The organism is Acidovorax sp. FG42 (assembly GCF_057809195.1).
The window spans coordinates 96,749-118,636 of the sequence record NZ_JBMDJM010000017.1; the positions used below are offsets into that span (position 1 = coordinate 96,749).

At 66.8% G+C, this 21,888-nt stretch carries 22 protein-coding genes; 6 read left to right on the top strand and 16 right to left on the bottom strand.

The genetic code is table 11. The features are described 5' to 3' along the window. Positions 1-56: 56 nt before the first annotated feature. From ACODSM_RS17335 to ACODSM_RS17370, 8 genes are all read right to left on the bottom strand, one after another. Positions 57-1,223: an acyl-CoA dehydrogenase family protein gene (locus ACODSM_RS17335; protein ID WP_488806330.1), complete on the bottom strand. Its 1,167-nt coding sequence runs from the start codon at positions 1,221-1,223 to the stop codon at positions 57-59. A 45-nt stretch (positions 1,224-1,268) separates the two neighbouring features. Then, on the bottom strand, positions 1,269-1,649 hold the full coding sequence (locus ACODSM_RS17340; RefSeq protein ID WP_488806331.1) for a lysozyme inhibitor LprI family protein: 381 nt from the start codon (positions 1,647-1,649) through the stop codon (positions 1,269-1,271). Between the two features lie 196 nt (positions 1,650-1,845). Next, the gene (locus ACODSM_RS17345) at positions 1,846-3,369 is read right to left on the bottom strand and encodes a CoA-acylating methylmalonate-semialdehyde dehydrogenase (RefSeq protein WP_291444726.1); all 1,524 of its coding nucleotides are present in this window, start codon (positions 3,367-3,369) and stop codon (positions 1,846-1,848) included. A gap of 263 nt (positions 3,370-3,632) precedes the next feature. Then, positions 3,633-4,688: a Bug family tripartite tricarboxylate transporter substrate binding protein gene (locus tag ACODSM_RS17350; RefSeq protein ID WP_488806332.1), complete on the bottom strand. Its 1,056-nt coding sequence runs from the start codon at positions 4,686-4,688 to the stop codon at positions 3,633-3,635. Positions 4,689-4,754: 66 nt separating this feature from the next. Next, complete coding sequence (gene maiA, locus ACODSM_RS17355) at positions 4,755-5,393, bottom strand: maleylacetoacetate isomerase (protein WP_488806333.1); 639 nt, start codon at positions 5,391-5,393, stop codon at positions 4,755-4,757. 15 nt (positions 5,394-5,408) lie between these two features. Further along, on the bottom strand, positions 5,409-6,116 hold the full coding sequence (locus ACODSM_RS17360; RefSeq protein ID WP_476018697.1) for a fumarylacetoacetate hydrolase family protein: 708 nt from the start codon (positions 6,114-6,116) through the stop codon (positions 5,409-5,411). An 84-nt stretch (positions 6,117-6,200) separates the two neighbouring features. Next, entirely contained in the window at positions 6,201-7,334 is a 1,134-nt protein-coding gene (locus ACODSM_RS17365; protein ID WP_488806334.1) for a cupin domain-containing protein, read from the bottom strand. 64 nt (positions 7,335-7,398) lie between these two features. Continuing rightward, the gene (locus tag ACODSM_RS17370) at positions 7,399-8,601 is read right to left on the bottom strand and encodes a 3-hydroxybenzoate 6-monooxygenase (RefSeq protein WP_488806335.1); all 1,203 of its coding nucleotides are present in this window, start codon (positions 8,599-8,601) and stop codon (positions 7,399-7,401) included. Between the two features lie 126 nt (positions 8,602-8,727). Here ACODSM_RS17370 and ACODSM_RS17375 point away from each other — a divergent pair, with 126 nt between their 5' ends. The 5 genes from ACODSM_RS17375 to ACODSM_RS17395 all read left to right on the top strand — a co-directional run bounded on the left by ACODSM_RS17375 (position 8,728) and on the right by ACODSM_RS17395 (position 12,033). Then, positions 8,728-9,210 carry a MarR family winged helix-turn-helix transcriptional regulator gene (locus ACODSM_RS17375; RefSeq protein WP_110958762.1) on the top strand — a complete coding sequence of 161 codons (483 nt, stop codon included), beginning with the start codon at positions 8,728-8,730 and terminating at the stop codon, positions 9,208-9,210. 4 nt (positions 9,211-9,214) lie between these two features. Beyond that, positions 9,215-10,117 carry a LysR family transcriptional regulator gene (locus ACODSM_RS17380; protein WP_015014221.1) on the top strand — a complete coding sequence of 301 codons (903 nt, stop codon included), beginning with the start codon at positions 9,215-9,217 and terminating at the stop codon, positions 10,115-10,117. 127 nt (positions 10,118-10,244) lie between these two features. Then, the gene (locus tag ACODSM_RS17385; RefSeq protein ID WP_422849510.1) at positions 10,245-10,730 is read left to right on the top strand and encodes an NUDIX hydrolase; all 486 of its coding nucleotides are present in this window, start codon (positions 10,245-10,247) and stop codon (positions 10,728-10,730) included. A gap of 107 nt (positions 10,731-10,837) precedes the next feature. After that, a complete protein-coding gene (locus tag ACODSM_RS17390; RefSeq protein WP_488806336.1) occupies positions 10,838-11,290 on the top strand; it encodes a YiiD C-terminal domain-containing protein in 453 nt (150 codons plus the stop codon). Between the two features lie 170 nt (positions 11,291-11,460). Beyond that, positions 11,461-12,033 (top strand): EF-hand domain-containing protein, encoded by a 573-nt coding sequence (locus ACODSM_RS17395; protein WP_060986384.1) that lies wholly within the window; start codon positions 11,461-11,463, stop codon positions 12,031-12,033. Positions 12,034-12,066: 33 nt separating this feature from the next. On the opposite strand, the gene ACODSM_RS17400 is transcribed toward ACODSM_RS17395, so the two are convergent. The 6 genes from ACODSM_RS17400 to ACODSM_RS17425 all read right to left on the bottom strand — a co-directional run bounded on the left by ACODSM_RS17400 (position 12,067) and on the right by ACODSM_RS17425 (position 19,529). After that, positions 12,067-13,746 (bottom strand): sensor histidine kinase, encoded by a 1,680-nt coding sequence (locus tag ACODSM_RS17400; protein ID WP_488806337.1) that lies wholly within the window; start codon positions 13,744-13,746, stop codon positions 12,067-12,069. 255 nt (positions 13,747-14,001) lie between these two features. Then, positions 14,002-14,160 carry a DUF3309 family protein gene (locus tag ACODSM_RS17405; protein WP_007856361.1) on the bottom strand — a complete coding sequence of 53 codons (159 nt, stop codon included), beginning with the start codon at positions 14,158-14,160 and terminating at the stop codon, positions 14,002-14,004. A 261-nt stretch (positions 14,161-14,421) separates the two neighbouring features. Further along, positions 14,422-16,065, bottom strand: a complete 1,644-nt coding sequence (locus ACODSM_RS17410) for a DHA2 family efflux MFS transporter permease subunit (RefSeq protein ID WP_488806338.1) — start codon at positions 16,063-16,065, stop codon at positions 14,422-14,424. Between the two features lie 16 nt (positions 16,066-16,081). After that, the gene (locus ACODSM_RS17415; RefSeq protein WP_488806339.1) at positions 16,082-17,416 is read right to left on the bottom strand and encodes an EmrA/EmrK family multidrug efflux transporter periplasmic adaptor subunit; all 1,335 of its coding nucleotides are present in this window, start codon (positions 17,414-17,416) and stop codon (positions 16,082-16,084) included. Between the two features lie 67 nt (positions 17,417-17,483). Further along, a complete protein-coding gene (locus ACODSM_RS17420; RefSeq protein ID WP_488806340.1) occupies positions 17,484-18,962 on the bottom strand; it encodes an efflux transporter outer membrane subunit in 1,479 nt (492 codons plus the stop codon). 33 nt (positions 18,963-18,995) lie between these two features. Then, positions 18,996-19,529 carry a MarR family winged helix-turn-helix transcriptional regulator gene (locus ACODSM_RS17425; RefSeq protein WP_422849516.1) on the bottom strand — a complete coding sequence of 178 codons (534 nt, stop codon included), beginning with the start codon at positions 19,527-19,529 and terminating at the stop codon, positions 18,996-18,998. Between the two features lie 330 nt (positions 19,530-19,859). Here ACODSM_RS17425 and ACODSM_RS17430 point away from each other — a divergent pair, with 330 nt between their 5' ends. Beyond that, positions 19,860-20,840 (top strand): ketopantoate reductase family protein, encoded by a 981-nt coding sequence (locus tag ACODSM_RS17430; protein WP_488806341.1) that lies wholly within the window; start codon positions 19,860-19,862, stop codon positions 20,838-20,840. Positions 20,841-20,879: 39 nt separating this feature from the next. On the opposite strand, the gene ACODSM_RS17435 is transcribed toward ACODSM_RS17430, so the two are convergent. Both ACODSM_RS17435 and ACODSM_RS17440 read right to left on the bottom strand, forming a co-directional pair. Beyond that, positions 20,880-21,518, bottom strand: coding sequence for an ATPase (locus ACODSM_RS17435; protein ID WP_488806342.1), 639 nt, complete (start codon positions 21,516-21,518; stop codon positions 20,880-20,882). 8 nt (positions 21,519-21,526) lie between these two features. Continuing rightward, the gene (locus tag ACODSM_RS17440; RefSeq protein ID WP_488806343.1) at positions 21,527-21,865 is read right to left on the bottom strand and encodes a TA system antitoxin ParD family protein; all 339 of its coding nucleotides are present in this window, start codon (positions 21,863-21,865) and stop codon (positions 21,527-21,529) included. Positions 21,866-21,888: the final 23 nt, after the last annotated feature.

Consider the following 21,888-nt stretch of genomic DNA (forward strand, 5'->3'; position numbering starts at 1 on the left):
TAAAAAAATGCCGGTAGCGCTAGTGGAATATGCCTGAATAGCTATGAATGTTGTAGCTACCGGATGGCCTCGGTGGCATCCCCATCCAGCATGCGCCGCGCAATGATCACGCGCATGATTTCGTTGGTGCCTTCCAGAATCTGGTGCACACGTGCGTCGCGCAGCAGGCGCTCCAGCGGGTATTCGCGGATGTAGCCGTAGCCGCCGTGCAGTTGCAGGGCCTCGTTGACCACGGTAAAGCCTGCGTCGGTGGCAAAGCGCTTGGCCATGGCGCAGTAGGTGGATGCGTCGCGCGCACCGGCGTCCAGCTTGCTGGCGGCCAGGCGCACCATTTGGCGCGCTGCGACCAGTTCTGTGGCCATGTCGGCCAGCTTGAACTGCAGGGCCTGGAAGCTGGCGATGGGTTTGCCAAACTGTTTGCGGTCTTGCATGTACTGCTGCGCGGCGTTGAGCGCGCCTTGGGCTGCGCCCACCGAGCAGGTGGCGATGTTGATGCGGCCGCCGTCCAGGCCCTTCATGGCGATCTTGAAGCCTTCGCCCTCGCGGCCCAGCAGGTGGTCGGCAGGGATGCGCACGTTGTCAAAGCTGATGGTGCGCGTGGGCTGGCTGTTCCAGCCCATCTTCTGTTCCTTTTTGCCGTAGCTGATGCCGGGCGTATCGGCGGGCACGGCAAAGGCGCTGATGCCGCCCGCGCCCGATTGCGCATCGCCGGTGCGGGCCATGAGCACCAGCACATCGGTGCTGCCTGCGCCGCTGATGAAGGCCTTGGCGCCGTTGATGACGTATTCGTTGCCCACCAGCTCGGCGCGGGTCTTGAGCGACGCGGCGTCGGAGCCTGCGCCCGGTTCGGTCAGGCAGTAGCTGGCGAGCTTTTCGCCGGTGGTGAGCAGTGGGCCCCAGTGGTCGCGCACGGCGGGTGTGGCCCAGGTGCCCAGCATCCAGGTGGCCATGTTGTGGATGGTGATGAAGGCGGTGGTGGATGGGTCTACCGCCGCCATTTCTTCGAAGACCAGCGTCGCGTCGAGGCGTGGCAGGGCAAGGCCACCTGCGGCTTCGGGGGCGTACAGGCCACAAAAGCCCAGCTCGCCGGCCTTGGCAATGGCTTCTTTCGGGAAGATGCCTTCCTCGTCCCAGTGAGCGGCGTGGGGTGCGAACTCAGCTTGTGCAAAGTCGCGGGCCGTCTGGGCAAAGGCGCGTTGTTCTTCGGTGAGTTCAAAGTCCATGGTGTTCTGTCTCGTCGTCGGTTCTTGTTGTTCTGGGGGCCTTGCTCAGGGCTTGGCGGACGGGTGGTCCAGCGTCAGCCAGCGCATCAGGCCTTTGCGGCGCGCCTGGGTTTCGGCCGTGAGGCACTCGTGGTACAGACGCGGCCACTGGGGTTGCGATTCGTTGCTGCGCTGCGCCTGCTTGCAGCGCGCGGTGCGCTCGCGCTGCCAGACGGTGTGCTCCTGCCGCAGCTGGGGCCGTTCGTGGGCCGACAGGGCGCGCATCACGTCGCCATAGAGGATGGCGATCTCGGTGTCTGCCGCCTGGAAGGCTTGCACGGCGCAGGCGTTGGTTTCTTCCACCATGCCACCGGGCTTGCAGGCGGCACCGGCCTGCGCGTGGGCATCGGCACCCACCAGCATCACGCACGCAGCACCGAAGACCATGGCCCATCTCCGCATCGTTGTCTGAAAAGTTTGCATGCCCCGCTTTTACCACCGCGCGCAGTCGTTGAAACCGGCGCGGCCCAGGCCAGTGCCACCGTGCAAGGGCCGCCATCCAGCGGCTCAGGCACGGGTGGCGTCCCCCTTCCCGCGCAAAGCGCGAGAGAAGGGGGAAGGCGCGCAGCGCCTCAGGGGGATGTCACTTCAAGCTAATCGTCGTGTTCACACCATGCGAGATGGTGCTGTCATCAAACCAGCGTGCCGTCACCGTCTTGGTCTGCGTGTAGAACAGCACGACCTGCTTGCCGTAGGGGCCCAGGTCGCCCAGCTTGGAAGCGCGCGAGCCCGAGAAGGAGAACAGCGGCACTGGCACGGGGATTGGCACGTTGATGCCGACCTGGCCCACGTCGATCTCTTCCTGGAACTTGCGCGCCGCCGCACCCGACTGGGTGAAGATGGCGGTGCCGTTGCCGTTGGGGTTGCTGTTGATGAATTCGATGGCTTCGTCAATGTCGGCAGCGGCCGACAGGCACAGCACAGGGCCAAAGATTTCCTGGTCGTAGATGGCCATGCCGGGCTTGACGCCGCTGAACACCGTGGGGCCCACAAAGTTGCCTTTTTCGTAGCCGGCCACCTGGGGCTTGCGGCCGTCCAGTTCCAGCTTGGCGCCATCGGCAATGCCGCGCTCGATCAGGCCTTCCACACGCGACAGTGCAGCGCACGACACGACCGGACCCACGTCCGTACCCTTTTCCACACCAGCGCTCACCTTGAGCGTCTTGGCCTTTTCGACCAGCTCGGGAATCCACTTTTGTGCCTCGCCCACCAGCACCACCACCGACAGCGCCATGCAGCGCTGGCCTGCGGCGCCGAAGGCGGCACCGGCCAGGGCGTTCAGGGTTTGTTCCTTGTTGGCATCGGGCATCACGATGGCGTGGTTCTTGGCGCCCATCATGCATTGCACGCGCTTGCCGTTCAGGCTGGCGCGGTTGTACACGTGCGTGCCCACCTTGGTGGAGCCCACAAAGCTGATCGCCTTGATGTCCTTGTGGTCGCAGATGGCGTTCACGGCCATCTCGCCGCCATGCACCACGTTCAGCACGCCGGGCGGGATGCCGGCTTGCAGCGCCAGTTCGCACAGGCGCATGGTCACCATGGGGTCTTGCTCGGAGGGCTTGAGCACGAAGGTGTTGCCCGTGGCAATCGCCATGGGGAACATCCACAGCGGGATCATGGCGGGGAAGTTGAAGGGGGTGATGCCTGCGCACACGCCCAGGGGCTGCAGCAGGGTGTAGGTGTCCACGCCGCCGGCCACGTTGTTGGCCAGCTCGCCCAGTTGCAGGTTGCCGATGCTGGCCGCGTGTTCGACCACTTCGAGGCCACGGAACACGTCGCCTTCGGCGTCCGGCAGGGTCTTGCCTTGTTCGGCCGTCAGGATGGCAGCCAGCTCGGCCATGTTTTCACGGATGAGCTGCTGGTACTTGAGGAAGATGCGGGCGCGGGTGCCGATGGGGGTCTTCTTCCAGGTTTTGAACGCTTCCTTGGCCGAGGCCACGGCGGCATTGATTTCGTCCTGCGTGGCAAAGGGCACGCGGGCCAGCACCTCTTGCGTGGCCGGGTTCACCACGTCGCGCCATTCGGTGGTCTTGGATTCGACGAACTGGCCGCCGATCAACAGCTTGACGGTGGGGGCCAGCACGGCCTGGGAAGTGGGTGCGTTCATGGGGTGTGTCTCCTGGAAAAAATGCGTGCAGGGATGCGGCGAGGTGCCTCGAACTGCGCCATGTTATCTGTGCGAAATTGCTGGTGCAATAGAGAAAATTGCACTTTGTTTTTGCATATTTGCACATCGTTAGCCTGCTTGTGCGGCCCCCATGGCACAGCGCCCGCCTGGGGCCTTGTCCCCGCGTCCGTATGTGCGGTGCAAGGCCCCAGGCGGGCGCGAGGGTCATTCGGCAGGTTGTGCAGACGCAGGGCCCCTGGCGGTCACTCCAGGCTGATGTTGGCTTTCTGGATCAGCAGCTTGTACTGCTCGGACTTGACCCCGGCCTGGCGCTGGATTTCTTCGACCGACCACGACAGGGGCTCGAACGCAAAGGTGTTGAATTTCTCGCGCACTTCGGGCTCTTGCAGCACTCTCAGCACATCGGCGTGGATCTGGGCGCGCACCGGTGCGGGCACGCCTTTGACGGCCAGCAGGGACACGAACGAGTTCACGTCCACCTGCGCGGGGCCACCGGCCTCGGCCAGCGTGGGCACATCGGGCAGCTGCGCAATGCGGCGCGGGCCCGCCACCGCCAGGTAGCGGATCTTGCCGGCCTTGTAGATGCCATGGCTGGACGGAATGCTGGCCAGGCTCCAGGCCGGGTCGCCATTGGCGACCGAGGTGAACAGCTGGCTGACCTCGCGGAACGGCACATGGGTCATCTGTGTGCCGTCCACCAGGTCCAGCCACTCACCGCCCAGATGCCCTGGGCTGCCCACGCCCCACGAGCCGTAGCTCACCGCGCCCTGGCCCTTCTTGGCGGCCGCAATCAGGTCGCCCATGTTCTTCCAGGGCGACTGCGTGGGCACGGCGACCAGGAACGGTGTGCGGAACAGCGGCGCCACCGGGTCAAAAACCTGCAACGTCTGGAAGTTGCGTTGCTTGTACAGGTGGGGCAGGGCGGACAGGTGTTCGCTGTCCAGCTGCAGCAGGGTGTGGCCGTCCGGCGCGCCACGGCGCGCGGCTTCGATGGCGATGAAACCGCCGCCGCCGGGGCGGTTGTCCACCGTCACGCTTTGCTTCCAGGCCACCGACAGCTTGTTGGCCACCAGGCGCAGCACAGCATCGGGCCCGCTGCCGACGGCGAAGGCGGTGACCACGGTGACCGGCTTGCTGGGAAAGGCGGGCGCACTGCCCTGGGCCCAGGCCAGGCCGGTGGCGCTGGCGCCGCCCAGCAGCAGGGCTGCGGTGGCGAGGGTGCGGCGGCGCAGGCCGCGCTGCTTGAGCCTGACGGCGTTTAGGTGGGGCGCCGAAGTGGCGGATGGGAAGGTGGGCATGGTTTGTCTCCTGGTTGTAGTGATGAATGCGGGTGTGCCGGTGGTGGCTGCGGTGTCGGGGCCGCGTCAGGCGTCTGGCTGGACCGCAGGGGCGGCGCGGGCAAAGGCGGGTAGCTCGGCGCAGGCGGCATCCACTGCGCGGATGAGCGGCCAGGCGGCCATGTCCACGCCAAAGCGGCGGGCGCTTTCGACCTGCGGAATCAGGTACACGTCGGCCAGGCTGGGCGCGCCGCCATAGCAGTAGCTGCCGCGCGTGGTGTCTTGGGCCAACAGGGCTTCGATGGCGTCAAAACCGGCGGTGATCCAGGTGGCGCACCAGGCGTTGATGGCGGCCTCGTCCGCGCCGAACTGCTTGCGCAGGGTTTGCAGGATGCGGCGGTTGTTGATGGGGTGCACATCGCAGCCCACGATGGCAGCCAGTGCGCGCACCTGGGCGCGGGCCAGCGGGTCGGCAGGCAGCAGCGCGGGCGTGGGATAGCGCTCCTCCAGCCACTCGATGATGGCGGGTGACTGGATCAGCACCTGGCCGTTGTCGATCTCCAGCGCCGGCACCAGGCCCTGCGGGTTGATGGCCTTGAACGGTGCTTCGGCCTGCTCATCCACGCGCAGGTCCACGGGCACGTAGTCGGGCGTGAGGCCCTTGACGTGGAGCGCGATGCGCAGGCGGTGCGAGGTGCCGCTGCGGAAAAAGCTGTAGAGCTTCATGGGGCGGTCCTCGGTTTATGCGGGTTGGCCCACGGTCAGCGCGATTTCGCCCACTCCCTCCACGCGGCCGGTGATGTGGTCGCCGGGCACCACGGCGCCCACACCTTCGGGCGTGCCGGTGTAGATCAGGTCGCCGGGCTGCAGGTGGTAGAACAGGGAGAGGTCGGCAATGATCTCGCGGATGTTCCAGATCAGCTTGTCCACGTTGGACTGCTGCTTGACCGCGCCGTTGACCGACAGCTCGATCACTCCGGACTCGATCACCTGGCCCGGCATGGGCACGACCTCGCTCGCCACGGAGGATTGCTCCACGTCCTTGCCCAGGTCCCAGGGGCGGCCCTTGTCGCGCGCCACCAGTTGCAGGTCGCGGCGGGTCATGTCGAGGCCGCAGGCGTAGCCGTAGATGTACTCATGCGCCTGCTCGGCCGGGATGCGGAACCCGGCCTTGCCAATCGCCACGACCAGTTCCATCTCGAAGTGGTAGTTCTGCGTCTCGGGCGGGTAGGCCACGGTGGCGCCAGATTCGGTCAGCGTCTGGGGGGCCTTGGTGAAGTAGAACGGGCGCTCCACGCTTTTGTCCACGGGGCGGCCCATCTCGACAGCATGCGCGTGGTAGTTGCGGCCCACAAAGAACAGGCGGTGGATGGGCAGGCGCTGCGCGCTGCCGCGCACTGGCAACGATTGAACGGGCGGTGGGGTCCAGAGGTAAGAGGTAGCAGTCATCGGGGCTTCCGGTCGAAGAGGAGTGCAGGGCCCACCCGCGTGGACGGGCAGACGCTGCAAGGAATGAATGGGGCGGGGTTGTTGTCAGGCAGGCTCGATTTGTTCGCGCCAGGCATGCACGGCCTCAAAAATCGGTGTGTCGCTGAAGCGAAACAGATCCAGCGAGGGCTGGCCGGCATCGCACTGGGCGGTGAAGGGCTGCCAGGACGGCACCACAAACATGTCCCCACGGCGCACCTGCCACTGGTGGTCTCCCACCTTCACGGTGCCCTGGCCGTCAAACACCTGGAACACGGACGAACCCACCTCGCGGCGCGTGCGGGTAGTGGCGCCGCTGCGCACGCGGTGCATCTCGCAGCGGATGGTGGGCAGCACGTCGCGGCCATTGGTGGGGTTGGTGTAACGCACGGCAGCGTGGCCGGGGCTCAGCGTGGCGGGGTGGCCCTCGGCTTCCAGCGCCAGTTGTTCGTTGAGGGCCTTGTCGGTGTCCACCCAGCGGTAGGCCAGCATGGGGGTGACGGGTTGGTCCTGCAGTTGCGATACCGGGCGCAGGCCCGGATGCGCCCACAGGCGTTCGGAGCGTGAGTGCATCGGCGTGATGCGCTCGGCCGGGCTGATGGCGTTGCGCCCCACCTCGAAGAACTGGGACTCGGTGTAGTAGGCGAACGGAATGTCCAGCCCGTCGATCCAGGCCATCGGCTTGTCGGCGGCGTTGTGGTGGGCGTGCCAGTTCCACCCGCCCTGGGGCAGGAAGTCGCCGCGCGACATGCGCACCGAGTCGCCATTGACCACGGTCCACACCCCTTCGCCCTCCACGATGAAGCGGAACGCGTGCTGTGTGTGGCGGTGTTCGGGCGCGTCCTCGCCTGGCATCAGGTACTGGATGGCCGCCCACAGCGTGGGTGTGGCAAATGGTCTGCCGCCCAGGGACGGGTTGGCCAGGGCGATGGCCCGGCGCTCGCCCCCGCGCCCCACGGGCACGATGCGGCCGGCTTCATCGGCCAGCGGCACCAGCCGGTCCCAGCGCCACAGGTGGGCGCTGGCCTTGCTCTGCGGATGGGGGGGCATCAGGTCGCCGATCTGCGTCCACAGCGGCACCAGCATTTCCTGCTCAAAGCCGCGGTACAGCTGTTCCAGCGCGGGGGTGGGCTCGGGCTGGCCGTGGGCCGCCACTGCGGTGAGGCGAACGGGGGACGGTACGGGATCCATCGCGCTCATGGGAATTCCTTGGGTTGAATGTGGGGGAGGGGGGAAGATCGATGGGGCAGGGCGCACGGCTGGCTCAGTCGGCCAGGCAGTTGTCGACCTTCCAGGCATACAGCCACTCCATCGCGTCGTAAAAACGCTCGGGGCTGCGGCCCTTCCAGAGGTCGTTGCGTACCAGGCGCTCCACGCCCTGGGCGTGAAAGATGCGGCCCATTTCGCGGGCCGACAGCACCACGCGTGCCGTGCGGGCAATGCGCGAGCGCTCGTACAGCGACAGCGCCTGGGGGAAGTCGTGTTGGCAGCGCTTGAGAGCCTCGCCCAGCGTCACCGCGTCTTCCAGCGCCATGCAGGCGCCCTGGGCCAGGTACTGCAGGGTGGGGTGGGCGGCATCGCCTAGCAAGGTGGCACGGCCAAACGTCCACTGGCCGATGGGCTCGCGGTCGGCGGTGGCCCAGCGTTTCCAGCTCTTGGGCATGTCGATCAGCTGGTGGGCGCGCGGGCAGCAGTCGCGGTAGTAGCTCTGCACCTCTTCGCGGCTGCCCTCGCGCACGCCCCATTCCTCTTGCTCGCGGCTGTGGAAGGTCACGACCACGTTGTACTGCTCGCCGCCACGCAGCGGGTAGTGCACCAGGTGGTAGTTGGGGCCGACCCAGATGCTGGCGGCGTTCCAGCGCAGGTCTTCGGGGAAGTCGTTCTTTTCCACCACGGCGCGGTACACCACATGGCCCGACACGCGGGCGGCATCGCCGACGTATTGCTGGCGCACGACGGACTTCACGCCATCCGCACCAATCAGGGCCTGGCCCCGGTGCGCCACGCCATGCTGGTCGTACACGGTGACGGTGTCGCCGGTTTGCTCCACGCGCTCGATGCGTGTGCCGGTCAGTGTCTCGATGTTGCCGTGCGCTTTGGCCCCTTCCAGCAGCGAGGTGTGGATGTCTGCGCGGTGGATCACGGCGTACGGGTTGCCAAAGCGCTGGCGAAAAGCCTCGCCCGTGGGGATGCGGCCGACCAGGTGTTCGTCCAGCGCGTCATGCATCACCATTTCGTCGGTGTAGACCGCGCGGGCCCGCGCCAGCTCGCCAATGCCCAGGGCGTCAAACGCGGCAAAAGCGTTGGGGCCCAGCTGGATGCCCGCGCCGATCTCGCCGAGCTGCGGAGCCTGCTCCAGCACCTTGACCGCATAGCCCTGGCGCGCCAGGGCCAGGGCTGCTGCCACGCCACCGATGCCTCCGCCAGCGACCAGGACGGGTGCTGTGGGAGTGTTCAAAACTGTCATTGCCGCTGTCTCCATCCGTTGTGCCACTGACGTGGATCAATAAGCCGTGTACATATAAAAAGTACACTGATGATTAGTGTAGGGCCTAAAATGATCCGCATCAAGATCGGTAGAAACCCTAGATTCATGTCCGTAGAGATCGACAACCTTCCCGGTTTCCATATCCGCCGCCTGCAGCAGATTGCGGTGGCCGTGTTTCTGGAGGAGACGCAGGCCACGGGCATCACCCCTGTGCAATACGCCGCGCTCTATGCCGTGGGGCGCGAGCCGGGCATCGACCAGCGCACGCTGGCGCGCACCATTGGTTTTGACACCTCCACCATCGGCAGCGTGATCGACCGGCTGGAGTCGCGGGGCCTGATGCAGCGCAATGCCCACCCCGAAGACCGCCGCGTGCGGCTGCTGACCCTCACGCCCGAAGGCCAGCGTGTGCTGGAAGAGGTGGAGCCCGGCATGCTGCGCGCGCAGGAGCGCATGCTCGAACCCCTGGCGCCCGAGCAACGCGCGGTGTTCATGGACATGCTGCGCACGCTGGTGCGGGGCAACAACGCCCTCAGCCGTGCGCCCAGCGAGCCGCTGGACGGACGTGCTGCACGGCGCGCCCGGTGACGCCATGGACTGGGACAACCTGCGCTACTTTTTGGAACTGGCCCGCGCCGGCACGCTGGTGGGGGCCGCGCGCCGCCTGGCCGTAGACCACACCACGGTGGCACGCCGCCTGCAGGCGCTCGAAAAGCAGGTGGGCTCCGCCCTGTTTGCGCGCGAGGCCGGCGGCCACCGGCTGACCGAGGCCGGGCGCGCACTGTTGCCCCAGGTCGAGGCCATGGAGGCCGCCTTTCTGGCTGTGGAAAACGCCACACCCGGCGTGCGCCAGGGCCTGCACGGGCTGGTGCGCATCGGCACCACCGAGGGCTTCGGCAACCTGATCCTGGCGCCCCAGCTGGCCCGGTTTGCGCTGGACCACCCCGGCCTGGTGGTGGACCTGCTGGCGCTGCCGCGTTTGGTACACCTGTCGCGCCGCGAGGCGGACATCGTCATCTCGCTGGAACGCCCGGCGCGCGGTGCGGTGGTGGTCGTGAAGCTCACCGACTACGTGCTGCAACTGTATGGAGCGCGCAGCTACCTGCAGCGCCATGCTCCCATCCACACGCCAGACGATCTGCGGGGCCACACCTTCATCAGCTACGTGGACGATCTGCTGTTCAGCAAGGAACTGCAGATTCTGGACGAGCTGCACCGCCCCGCGCACTTCGCGCTGCGCAGCACCAGCATCCTCGCCCAGTACGAAGCCGCCCGCGTGGGGGCGGGGCTGGCAGTGCTGCCCGCCTTTGTGGCGGCGCAAGACCCGTCGCTGGTGCCCGTATTGCCAGGGGTGGCACGCTTTCAGCGCACCTTCTGGATGTCCATGCCGGGCGACAACAAACATGTGGCCCGCATGCAGGCTACCTGGGCGTTTTTGCGCGAAGCGGTGGCGGCGCAGCAAGGGTTGCTATTGCCGCCTGCGGATGGACAGTGAATTGCTTTTGCTACTGTATTAATAGCTGTTTGCGCTTTTGAGGTAAGCGCTAGAGGCCATTTTGGCTTGATATCGGAGGGCAAAGGATGGAAGTGAAGAATCAATCAGGATCTGAGTCTTGAACCCCATGCCACATCCCAGCCCGCTTCGCGTGCGCCAACGCGCAGCGGCGCTGATCCAGAGCGAGGGCCGCGTGCTGCTGCACCGGGTGGTGGGCGACGCTTTCTGGGCGTTGCCCGGCGGTGGCATCGATGCGGGGGAGACGGCGGCACAAGCCCTGGTCCGAGAACTGCAGGAAGAACTGGGCCAGCCCGTGGAGCCCGGCCCGCTGGCCTGTGTGGTGGAAAACTTCTTCACGTACGCTGGCACCGCGTACCACGAGATCGGGCTGTATTTGCACGCTATTCCGCTGCCCGGAAGCCTGTTGTTGTCGCGCCCGGGGCCCTATGCGGGCGTCGAGGGCTCGCGCGCGCTGGAGTTCGCGTGGTTCGGGCCGGACGAGCTGGAGGGCATTGATGTGCGGCCTGCATTTCTGGCGGCGCACCTGCGGCACTGGCTGGTGCACGGAAGGGCTGAGGTCGTGCACATCGTTCACCGTGACCCGGGCTTTTGAAACCGACCCGTTGCGGCGGTGGTAGCCAAGTGCTGCGCTGCACCACGTTGGACGCTGTGCGGCGTTTTGATAGGGTCAGCGCTTGGCACTTTTTAGTGGGAAATCCTGTGACTCCTTCAGAACTGCAAACCTACCTGCACCAACACATCCCCCTGTCCCAAGCCATGCAGATCACCGTGGTGGAGGCATCGTTGCAGCAAGTGGTGCTGACGGCGCCCCTGGCGCCCAACATTAACCACCGCGAAACGGTGTTTGGGGGCAGCGCATCCGCTGTGGCCATTCTGGCGGCCTGGTCGATGCTGCACCTGGGGCTCACCGCTGAGGGGCTGGGCAGCCGGCTGGTGATCCAGCGCAACACCATGGACTACCTCATGCCCATGGACGGTACCTTCACAGCCGTGGCGCTGGCGCCCGCGCGGCCGGCCTGGGAGTCGTTCACCCGCATGATCCGCCGCAAGGGGCTGGGCCGGATCACGCAGGCCGCAGCGCTGCACTACCAGGGGCAGGTGGCGGGGTCGCTCGCTGGCGAGTTTGTGGCCTTTGGCCCAGGCTATGCGTGAAGCGTGAGCAGTGGGGCGCTCTTGCATGAGGGGCCAAACTCGCCCCTTTAGCCCCCGCTGATCCCGCCATTGCCTGGGCGGCAGGCGCGTAACCTTGTGGCCCTGGGCGATGCGGCGGACTCCGGATGGATGGGGTCGCCAATGCGGTCGCCACACAGGAGTTCATGGCGATGTCCCCTCTCATTTCCGGCCTCGCATCGGTGGCGTCGATGATTTTCAATGCAGCCGCCAGCGGCGCGGGCAAGGCGTCTGCGCGGCGTGGGGGCGAGGCGGCAGCGCCCGAGCCCTCGGCCGTGGTCACGCTCAGCCCCGAGGCGCAGACGCTGGCGGGCATGGCGGGGCAGGGCGTGTTGGCTACTCAAGGGACATCTGCGGAAACGGTAGCCGCCGTGGGTCGTTCATCGGGTCAGACCACAGCGGCACTGCCCGGTGGCCGTGCAGCGGGTGCGGTGTCCAAGGACGATTTCCAGGCGCTGCTGACGCGGTTTGGCGCTACCGACGACCAGAAGCAGCAGATCACCGCAGGCTTTGATGCCGACAAGGACGGCGTCATCACCCACGATGAATTCCTCAAGGGTCTTGCGCGCACCAAGGGCCAGCAGGCAACTACCGACCCCTTTGCGCAGGCCGTGCTGCAGGTGATGGACCGTGCGGGCAACGCCGATGGCACCGTGGGCAAGGACGAGTTTGCTGCCCTGTCGTCAGCGTTTGGCCTGGCCGAGCGGCGCACGCACACGGTTTGACTGGACCCTCTGCACTGCAGGGTTCTGGCTCGCTCAGGTCACTTTGGGCAGCGGCAGCAACACCCAGAAGCTGCTGCCCTTGCCCGGCTCGCTCTCCACACCCAGGCTGCCGCCCATGCCCTCGACCAGGCGTTTGCACAGCGCCAACCCCAGCCCGGCGCCCTCGAAGCTGCGGGTGGTCGATCCGTCCACCTGCTCGAACAAGGTGAAGATGCGATGCTGGTCGCCCGCCGCAATCCCGATGCCCTCGTCGGTGACGCGCAGACGCCATACGGTGGAGTCCGGCGTGTCTTGCTCGGTGTGCAGGGCCAGGCGGATAGCGCCTGAGCGGCTGAACTTCACGGCGTTATCCAGCAGGCTGACCAGCACTTGCTGAATGCGCTCGGCATCTCCCACGTGGTGGGCCGTGCTGCCCTCGCCGTCGATGGTCATGAACATTTGCAGCCCCTTTTGGCGCGCCTGCGGCTCCAGCAGCTGCAAGGCATCGGCTGCCAGCTCGGGCAGCGACAGGGGCGCGAACTGAAACGCCACCTGGCGTGTTTCCAGCGCGGCCAGGTCGATGAGGTCGTTGAGCATGCGCGTGAGGCCCGTGGCCGCGTCCATCACGTTGTTCAGGATGGGCTTGAGGCGTTCGTCCTGCGTGCGGTTGCGCACCAGCTCGGTCATGCCCAGGATCAGGGTCATGGGCGTGCGCAACTCGTGCCCGATGTTCGCCAGAAAGATCCGCTTGGTATTGAGCGCGGCCTCGGCCGCCTCTTTGGCGACGGACAGCGCCGCCGTTCGCTCCTTGACCCGGGCCTCCAGGTGCTCGCGCTCGGCGTGCAATGCCTGCTCCAACTCCCGCCGGGCGGTCACGTCGCGCCCGATGCTGTGGTAACCGGCGGGCTGGCCCGAGGCGTCGCGGTACAGGCGGCTGGACATCTCGAACCAGCGCACACTGCCATTGGCACAGCGCATGGGCAGCGTCAGCAGTTGCTGCCGCTCGCGCACAGCCTGTCTCAGTGCTTCGGCACCCTCGGGCGTCAGGGCTTTGAAGATGGACTTTCCGATGACGTCGCGGGCGGGCACGCCGCGCGCCCGTTCGTCGGCGGGGCTTACGTACGCCACCGTCATGTCGGGGTTGATCCGCCAGATGACTTCTGCGGCGCCTTCGGTCAGCAAGGTGTACTGCTGGTCCCGCTCGGAAAGGTGCTGGTACAGGCGCAGCGCCTCACTGACGAACAGGTAAAAACACAGGCTGCTCAGCGACAGGGCTAGCGTGAAGATGATGAGCGCGTGCAGCGAATACGGCGCGCTTTGCATGCCGTTGCTGCCCAGCACGATGGCCAAGGTCGCGGCGGTGTAGCCCACACCCGCCGCGCGCCCCAGCAGCAGGTAGGCCGCACCCACCCCGATCAGGAACCACACGGCGCGCAGCTCGTGCCCCAGGGGCTGCCACAGGGCGTAGGTAAAAAGTGCCATCCCGATCAGGGTCTGGATGAGTGCCACTGGAACATAGACCTGGGGCCAGCGGCGCAGGGCCCACCACAGCGCTGCCATGAATGCGGTACCAGCGCCCAGGGTGAGGCTCCACGACCCGGGTGTGGCGACCAGCCCGGCCACACCCGCTGCCAGCAACAGCAGCTCAAAAGCCACATTGGCCAGCAGGATGCCCCGCAGCAGGCGGATCTGAAACTGCCGCATGTTGCCAATGGCGGAGGGGGAAAAGGGCATGGTGGGGGGGCGGCGATTCTTTGAATTTATCGTTTATATCAAATAAATGATTGAAATGCCAATATTTTCAATTTAATTGTATTTTTTATGCAAATTGATCATTTAGACGTTTGTGGCCGAGGCCGGGTAGCCGCCCTACCGCGCGCGCCCCTGCGAAGCGCCCAAAACAAAGGGCCCTCGAAAGGGCCCTGTGTGCATTTGAAAACTTCCCCTGGGCAGACGCTGTGTGGCCTGCACCGGGAGTTCAACTACCGGTCATATCCGTCCCATCAGCAGCAGGATCACCAGGATCAGCACCACCAGGCCAATCCCGCCGCTGGGCCCGTAGCCCCACGAGCGGCTGTGGCCCCAAGTGGGCAGCGCGCCGACCAGGATGAGGATCAGAACGATCAGGAGAATCAGCGAGAGTGACATGGCAGTTCCTTGTTGGAGTGGTTTGCGGTGAGTGCATTGTTGGGTGCACCCCGCGAACTGCCCGCAGGTGCCGCGCCCGCCGCGCGGTCAGGGATTTCCGACATCGGCTGTGGGAGGCGCGGACTGCAGCGGGGCGGGGCCCCGCTGGCTCACTGCGCCGCCATGTCAAAAATGATAGCTACCAGCGCATGATCCACTAGCGCTTGCGGCCGTTTTGGCCTGAAGTGTCCGCCGCGAGGCCCTGCCACGCGGCGGACGGGCTCAGTGGGCGCCTGCAGCGTCTGCCGCGCCCGCGCCGCCGGTGCGTGCCGGGCGTTTGGTCAGCCAGATCAGCCCGATGAGGAGCAGGAACAGACCTGCCGAGCCCAGGAAGATATCGTTGGCCGCGCGGGTGAAGGCCTGCTGGTCGATCAGCCGGTTGATCTGCGCCAGTGCCTGCATCTGCGTGAGGCCTGAGGCCATCAAGCCATCCAGCGTCTGCGCAAACACGCCCTGGCCTTGCACCAGCCCCTCGGTGAGGTGGGCGTGGTGCATGGCGGCGCGGCTCTCCCACAGCGTGGTGGCAATCGATGTGCCCATGGCCCCGGCGGTGATGCGCACAAAGTTCGACAAGCCTGCTGCCGCCGGGATGCGGTCTGGCGACACGCCAGCCAGCGTCAGCGTGGTCAGCGGGATGAAGAAGAACGCCATGGCCGCGCCCTGTAGCAGGGTGGGGATCAGGATGTGGATGAAGTCCGTCTGCACCGTGAACTGCGAGCGCATCCACAGCACCGTGCTGAACACGATGAACGCGCCAGTGGCCATGCGGCGCGGGTCCCAATGGCCGACCTTTTTGCCCACCAGCGGCGTGAGCAGGATGGCGAAGATGCCCACCGGCGCCAGCGCCATGCCGGCCGACGTCGCGGTGTAGCCCATCCACTGCTGCAGCCACAGCGGCAGCAGCACCACGTTGCCGAAGAAGAGGGCATAGGCCACCGACAGCGCCAGCGCACCAAAGGTGAAGTTGCGGCCCTTGAAGAGTTTCAGGTCCACCACCGGGTGCTTTTCCGTCAGCTCCCACACCAGGAACACGGCAAACGCCACCACAGCCACCACACACAGGGTGATGATCTCGCCCGAGGCAAACCAGTCCAGCTCCTTGCCCTTGTCGAGCATGAGCTGCAGCGCGCCCACCCACAGCACCAGCAGGCTCAGGCCCACGGTGTCAATCGGCAGCTTGCGGATGGGGGTTTCGCGCTTGCGGTAGATGCCCCAGGTCAGCACCCCGGCCAACAGGCCCACGGGCACGTTGATGTAGAAGATCCACGGCCACGAGATGTTGTCGGTGATCCACCCGCCCAAGAGCGGCCCCACCACCGGCGCGACCAGAGTGGTCACGCCCCACAGCGCCAGCGCCGTGCCCGCCAAGGCACGCGGGTAGCTGGCCAGCAGCAGCGTCTGGCTGAGTGGAATCATCGGCCCGGCCACCAGGCCCTGCAGCACGCGGAAGAAGACCAGCATCTCCAGCGAGGACGCAAAGCCGCACAGCCAGGACGTGAGCACGAACAGCAGCACGCTCATGGTGAACAGGCGCACCGCGCCAAAGCGCTGCGTGAGCCAGCCGGTGAGCGGCACCGAGATCGCGTTGGCCACCCCAAAGCTGGTGATGACCCAGGTGCCCTGGCCGGGGCTCACGCCCAGGTCACCGGCAATGGCGGGGATGGAGACGTTGGCGATGGACGAGTCCAGCACGTTCATGAACGTGGCCAGCGACAGCGACAGCGTGCCCAGCAGCAGGGCGGTGCCCTGCAGTGGCGGATAGGCAGCGGGCGGGCCGGGTGGCGCCGCAGGGGGCGACACCGCAGCAGGCGCCGCCGGAGCGGGGGCCTGGCCTGCGGCGTCAGCAGTGGGGTTGGCGGCAGTCATGCTCGGTCAACCCCGCTCACTGCACCACGGGGGCTTGCACTGCAGGTTGCACGGGGGCTGATGCGTGCTTCTGGGCTTGCACGGCCTGCACAGCCTGCTGGCTACCCACCTTGGGCGATGCCACCGCCACGGCGGACTTGCCACTGCGGCCCAGGTTGGCGGCAATGATGTGCGCCACTTCGTCGTCGGCGGCCTTGAACTGCTCGTCAAACACGGCGGTGGCGGCCACGGGCGTGGTGCGTTGGGTGTCGGCCAAGGTCTTGCCGCTCTGGTCGGCGGTGTCCACCTTCACTTCCATCGACAGGCCCACGCGCAGCGGGTGCTCGGCGACTTCCTTGGGGTCGAGCGCAATGCGCACCGGCACGCGTTGCACCACCTTGATCCAATTGCCGGTGGCGTTCTGTGCGGGCAGCAGGGCAAAGGCCGCGCCGGTGCCGGCGCCCAGGCCCGTCACGGTGCCGTGGTAGACCACCTTGGTGCCGTACACGTCGGCTTCCAGTTCGGCGGGCTGGCCGATGCGCAAGGTCTTGAGCTGGCTTTCCTTGAAGTTCGCGTCCACCCACAGGTCGTTCAGGGGCACCAGCGTCATCAGCGGGGCGCCCGCCTGCACGCGCTGGCCCACCTGCACGCCGCGCTTGGCCACGTGGCCGTCCAGTGGGGCGACCAGTTGGGCGCGCTGCACGGCCAGGTAGGCCTCGCGCACGCGGGCCGAAGCGCGCTGCACGTTGGGGTGTTGTTCGATGGAGGTGCCTTCGGTCTGCGTCTGGCTGGCGGCCAGTTGTTCTTGTGCGGCCAGCACAGCCGACTGGGCAGCGGCCACGGTGCTCTTGGCGGCGGCCAGCTGCGCGGTGGCGTGTTGAAACTCTTCCTTGCCCACGGCGCCGCTGGCCATAAGCGGGGTGCGGCGGTTCACATCGTCTTGCGCACGGGCGGCATCGGCCTGGGCGCGGGCCAGGTCAGCGCTGCGCAGGCTGACCTGCGCCTTCAGCGTGGAGTTGTTGGCGTACAGGGTGCGCACTTCGCGCACCGTCTGCGCCAGCTGGGCCTCGGCCTGATCCAGCGCCACGCGGGCGTCAGCGGGGTCCAGCTTGACCAGCAACTGGCCGGCCTTCACAAAGTCGGTGTCGTCCGCGCCGATGGACACCACGGTGCCACCGATTTGCGGCGTGATCTGCACCACGTTGCCCGCCACGTAGGCGTTGTCGGTGGTCTCCACGTGGCGGCCGTTGGCCCAGTGCCAGCCGCCCCAGCCAATGGCCACCAGCGCGACGGCGGCAGCGATCAGGGTGAGGCCCCGGCGGCGGGCAGTGTTGGACTCGTTGGCGGTGAGGGGTTCGCTGTTGGCGGTCATGGCAATGGTCTTTCAGGAATGTGTTGTTATGTGTTTTTGAAGAGGGCGGTGTGGCGTTCTGGGCTGGTCAGTGCGCGGCTGCGGTGTGCAGCACGGCCGTGTCGTCCGTCCAGCCGCCCCCCAGGGCCTTCATTAGCACCAGGCGAGTGTCGAGCTGGCGCGCGCGCAGGTCCACGGCCAGGCGGCGCTGGGCCAGCACCTGGCTTTCGGTGGAGAGCACCACCAGGTAGTTGCCCAGGCCCGCGCGGTAGCGCTCCTGCGCAAAGCGGTAGGCCTTTTCAGCGCTGGCCACGGCTTCGTCCTGCAAGGCCTGCTGGCGGGTGAGCGACTGGATGGAGGCCACGGCGTCGCCGGCTTCCTTCACCGCATCGAGCACGGCGCCGTTGTACTGGGCGATGGCGGCATCCAGCTCGGCCGCGCGGCCGCCCAGCTGGGCGCGCAGGCGGCCCCCGTCAAAGATCGGCAGGCGCAGTGCGGGTGTCACGCCCATCTGGCGGGAGCTGCCGTTGAACAGCCGGTCCAGCCCCAGCGAGTTCAGGCCGATGAATGCGCCGATGTTGATGTTGGGATAGAACTCGCTGCGCGCGCTGTTCACGCCTTGCGTTGCCGCCTCCACACGCCAACGGGCGGCCACCACATCGGGACGGCGGCCCAGCAGGTCGGCGCCCAGCACCTCGGGCACGGCGGTGGGCTGCAGCGCGGTGAGTCGGGGCGTGAGCTGGGGCAGGGCATCGGGCGCCTGGCCAGTCAGCACGGCCAGCTGGCGTCGGCCCAGGGTGATCTGCTCGTCCAGCGCTTCGATTTGTGTGCGGGCATCGGGCACGGCGGCCTGGGCCTGGGTCAGTTCGACTTGGCTGTCCAGGCCAGCGGCGGTGCGTTCTTGCGTGAGCTTGCGTTGTTCTTCGCGCTGTTCCAGCGCGCGTTGGGCCACGTCGCGCTGGGCCACCAGCCGGGCCAGGGCCACATAGCTGCGGCCTACCTGGGCGGCCAGGGTGTTGGCGGCGGCTGCAGCATCGGCCTGGGCGGCGCGGGCCTGGCCCAGGGCGGCCTGCAGCTCGGCGGCGTGCTGGCCAAAAAAGTCGGGCGACCAGCTCAGGCTGGCTTGCACGGTGCCGCTGTTGAAGGTGTTGCCGGCGATGGGGGCGGGCACCAGCCCGTTGGCGGTGTAGCGTTGGCGGGTAGCGTCCACGCCCAGCGTGGCTTGCGGGCCGTTGGCGGCCTCGCGCACCTGGCTCAGGGCCACGGCTTGCTCCAGGCGGGCGCGGCTCACGGCCAGGCTGGGGTTGCCTTGCAGGGCGGTGTCGATCAGGGTGTTGAGCTGCTCGTCACCCAGGGCTTTCCACCACTGGCTGGTGGCCACAACGTCGGTGGTGGCGGCGGTCAGACCAGCGGCGGCCGGGGTGGTTTGCGCGAGTGGCGTGTGGGCGGGGCCTGGGTTGGCGCAGCCCACCAGCAGCAGTGCGGCGGCCAGGGCAACGGCCGACACCGCCAGGTGGGCGGCGAGGGCGGAGCGGGTGGACAGGGGAGTTGGGGCAGTGGCGGTCACGGAAATCTCCAGGGGCAGGGCAACAGGGCGGGATCAACCGGCTGCGGGTTCGGTGGGTGAGGGGGTCTGCTGGCGCAGCGCTTCGCCGTTGGCCAGCATGCGGCGCAGCATGGACAGCAGAAGCTGCCACTCGTCATGGCTGAAGTCGCTGAGGTGGCCGTTGAGCACGTCGGCCAGCACGGGCGGCACCAGGGCTGCAATGCGTTGGCCTTCGGCCGTGAGCTTGAGCTGCACGACGCGGCGGTCCACGATGGAGCGCTCCCGCACCACCAGGCCCTTGGCTTCCATGCGGTCGAGCGACCGGGTCATGGAGGCGGGGTCGGTCTCCAGGTCCCGAGCCAGGGTGGCCACCGTGGCGGTCTCGCACAGCGACAACTTGAACAGCGGCAGCCACTGGGCGTAGGTCAGGTCGTGCAACGACAGCTGGGCATCGGCTTGCGTGCGGATGGACGACATCACCTTGCGCATCAGGTAGCCGACGCTGTTTTCGGGCACCAGCTTGCTGGGGTCGTAGTGCTCGGCGTTGTAGAACGCGGGGGCTTGGCTGGGTTTGGGGGGAGCTGACATGGGTGAGGAATTTAATTGACTAGACAATTATTGTCTTTGCATTGATTAAATTCCTGACACCGAAAAGGGGCCTTTGGGCTGGGGCGGGGCCCACGGACGGGGTGTAACGGATGGCGGTTTGCGGTGCCGGAATTCGCGCATGCGACCGAAGCGCGCCCCTGCGATCAATCTCACGCACAGTCAGTTTGCTACGTATTTGATAGCTTTCGAGGCATGTTCGACTAGCGCATCAATCCAAAAAGCCTTGATATTTGGAGCTCAGGCCGTCATCGATATAGTGGGACGCCTCGCTGTTCGACCCTTCCGTACCTTGCCCACCGGGACACCGCCATGACCGCTGCCGCTGATTCCTCTGTCTCCCTGCCCACCGCCTCGGACATTTCCCCGCCCTTGCGTTTTGCCGTGATGGGCGCGGGTGCCGTGGGCTGCTACTTTGGTGCCCTGCTTGCCCGCGCGGGCCATGCCGTCACGCTCATCGGGCGGCCCGCCCATGTGCTGGCGGTGCGTGACCACGGCCTGCGGCTGCAGACCGCAGCGATGGACGTGCAGGTGCCCCTGGCGGCCAGCACCGAGCCCAGCGCGGTGCACGGCGCGGACGTGGTGCTGTTCTGCGTGAAGTCGTCCGACTCGGAAGACGCTGCGCGGCAGATTCGCCCCCACCTCGCCCCCGGCGCGCTGGTGCTGACCTTGCAGAACGGCGTGGACAACGACGAGCGCGTGCGCGCGGTGCTGGACGCCAGCACCCCCGTGGCCGCCGCTGTGGTGTACGTGGCCACCGCCATGGGTGGCCCTGGGCATGTGGTGCACCATGGCCGGGGCGAGCTGGTGATTGCACCTTCGCCACGCAGCGACGAGGTGGCCCGCCAGCTCACGGCAGCGGGCATCCCTATCCAGGTGTCAGACAACGTGCGCGGCGCGCTCTGGGCCAAGCTGGTGCTCAACAGCGCCTACAACGCGCTGTCGGCACTGTCGCAGCAGCCCTACGGCCCGCTGGTGCAGGTGCCCGGCGTGACGCAGGTGATTGCCGACATCGTGGCTGAATGCCTGGCCGTGGCGGCTGCTGACGGTGTGACGATTCCGGGCGATGTGCAGGCGGCGGTGCGTGGCATTGCCAGCACCATGCCCAGCCAGTATTCGTCCACCGCGCAGGACCTGGCGCGGGGCAAACCCACCGAGATCGACCACCTGAACGGGTATGTGGTCAAGCGTGGCGCGGCACTGGGCGTGCCAACACCGCTGAACCACGCGCTGCAGGTGCTGGTCAAGTTGGCCGAGAAGAAAGGTCTGCGGAGCGAGCCCACATTGCGGTGATGGCGTTGCAGCACGGATGTGGTGGGTGCGCTGCCCGGTTCACCGACCCACCAGCTGCTGCGCCCAGCGCGGCAAGTGGGGCACCAGCGCCGTCGTTTCTTGCGGCGTGCACACCGCCACCAGCTGAGGTCCGGTGCCCGTGACCTCGGTGGCGTCATACAGATACGACACGTTGGCCCGGCGCACGGCCTGTGTCAGGTTTTCCAGAGTGCGTGGGTAGCGGGCCAGGATGCGTTCGGGTGGCACAGCGTGCCCGCCTTCGCGCACACGCTGCGCCACGCGGCCCAACAGCCGGCTTGGGTCATCCAGCGCCACCACATACAGAGCCACGGTGTAGCCACAGCGTTGGGCTTCTTCAATGAGTGCGAGTTTGGAGGGGTGCGAGAAAACGGTTTCGCTGGCAAAGTCGGCGCCCTCGCGCAGCAGCGTGGCGCGTCGCTCATCGGCCCAGTGGCGAGCGGCCTCGGACCGGGCTTCTAGATCGGTAATGTGCTGCAGATTCGCCTGTTCGTGAAGATCGGCGTTCACAAATTCCAGCGGCGGTCCCAGGATGCCTTCGCGCACCAGGGCGCGGTACAGGGTGGATTTGCCCGCGCCGTTGGGGCCCGCCAGCAGGTGGAACCAGCGGGGCGACTTGCGAGTGCTCGATAGCCGGGAGGGCGTTTGCGGGGTTGCCACCACGTGGGTCAAACAGCGGCAGCGGCTTTGGCCTGGTTCTCCAGCACCACCTCACGCACCCGCTGCGCCAGGGTACCGCGCGTTTGTGCGGCCAGCAGGCGGGCAGTGAGGGCATCGACCGAGGGGGGGGCTGCCGCTGTAGCAGTGCGGGATGCCGCAGCTTCATGCTGTTCAATGGCGCTGCGTGCCTCTTGCACGCTCAGCCCGGTGTGCTCCACGATCTGGCCCAGGGTGGCCCAGTATTCAATCTGGCTGGCCACCGAGCGGCGCATGGGCTGCGCGGCCTGGCGGGCTTGCTCCACCAAGTGGGCGGGGAGTTTGACGGACGAAAAGGGGGTGGCGGACATGGCAATCTTCTGATTGGCGCATT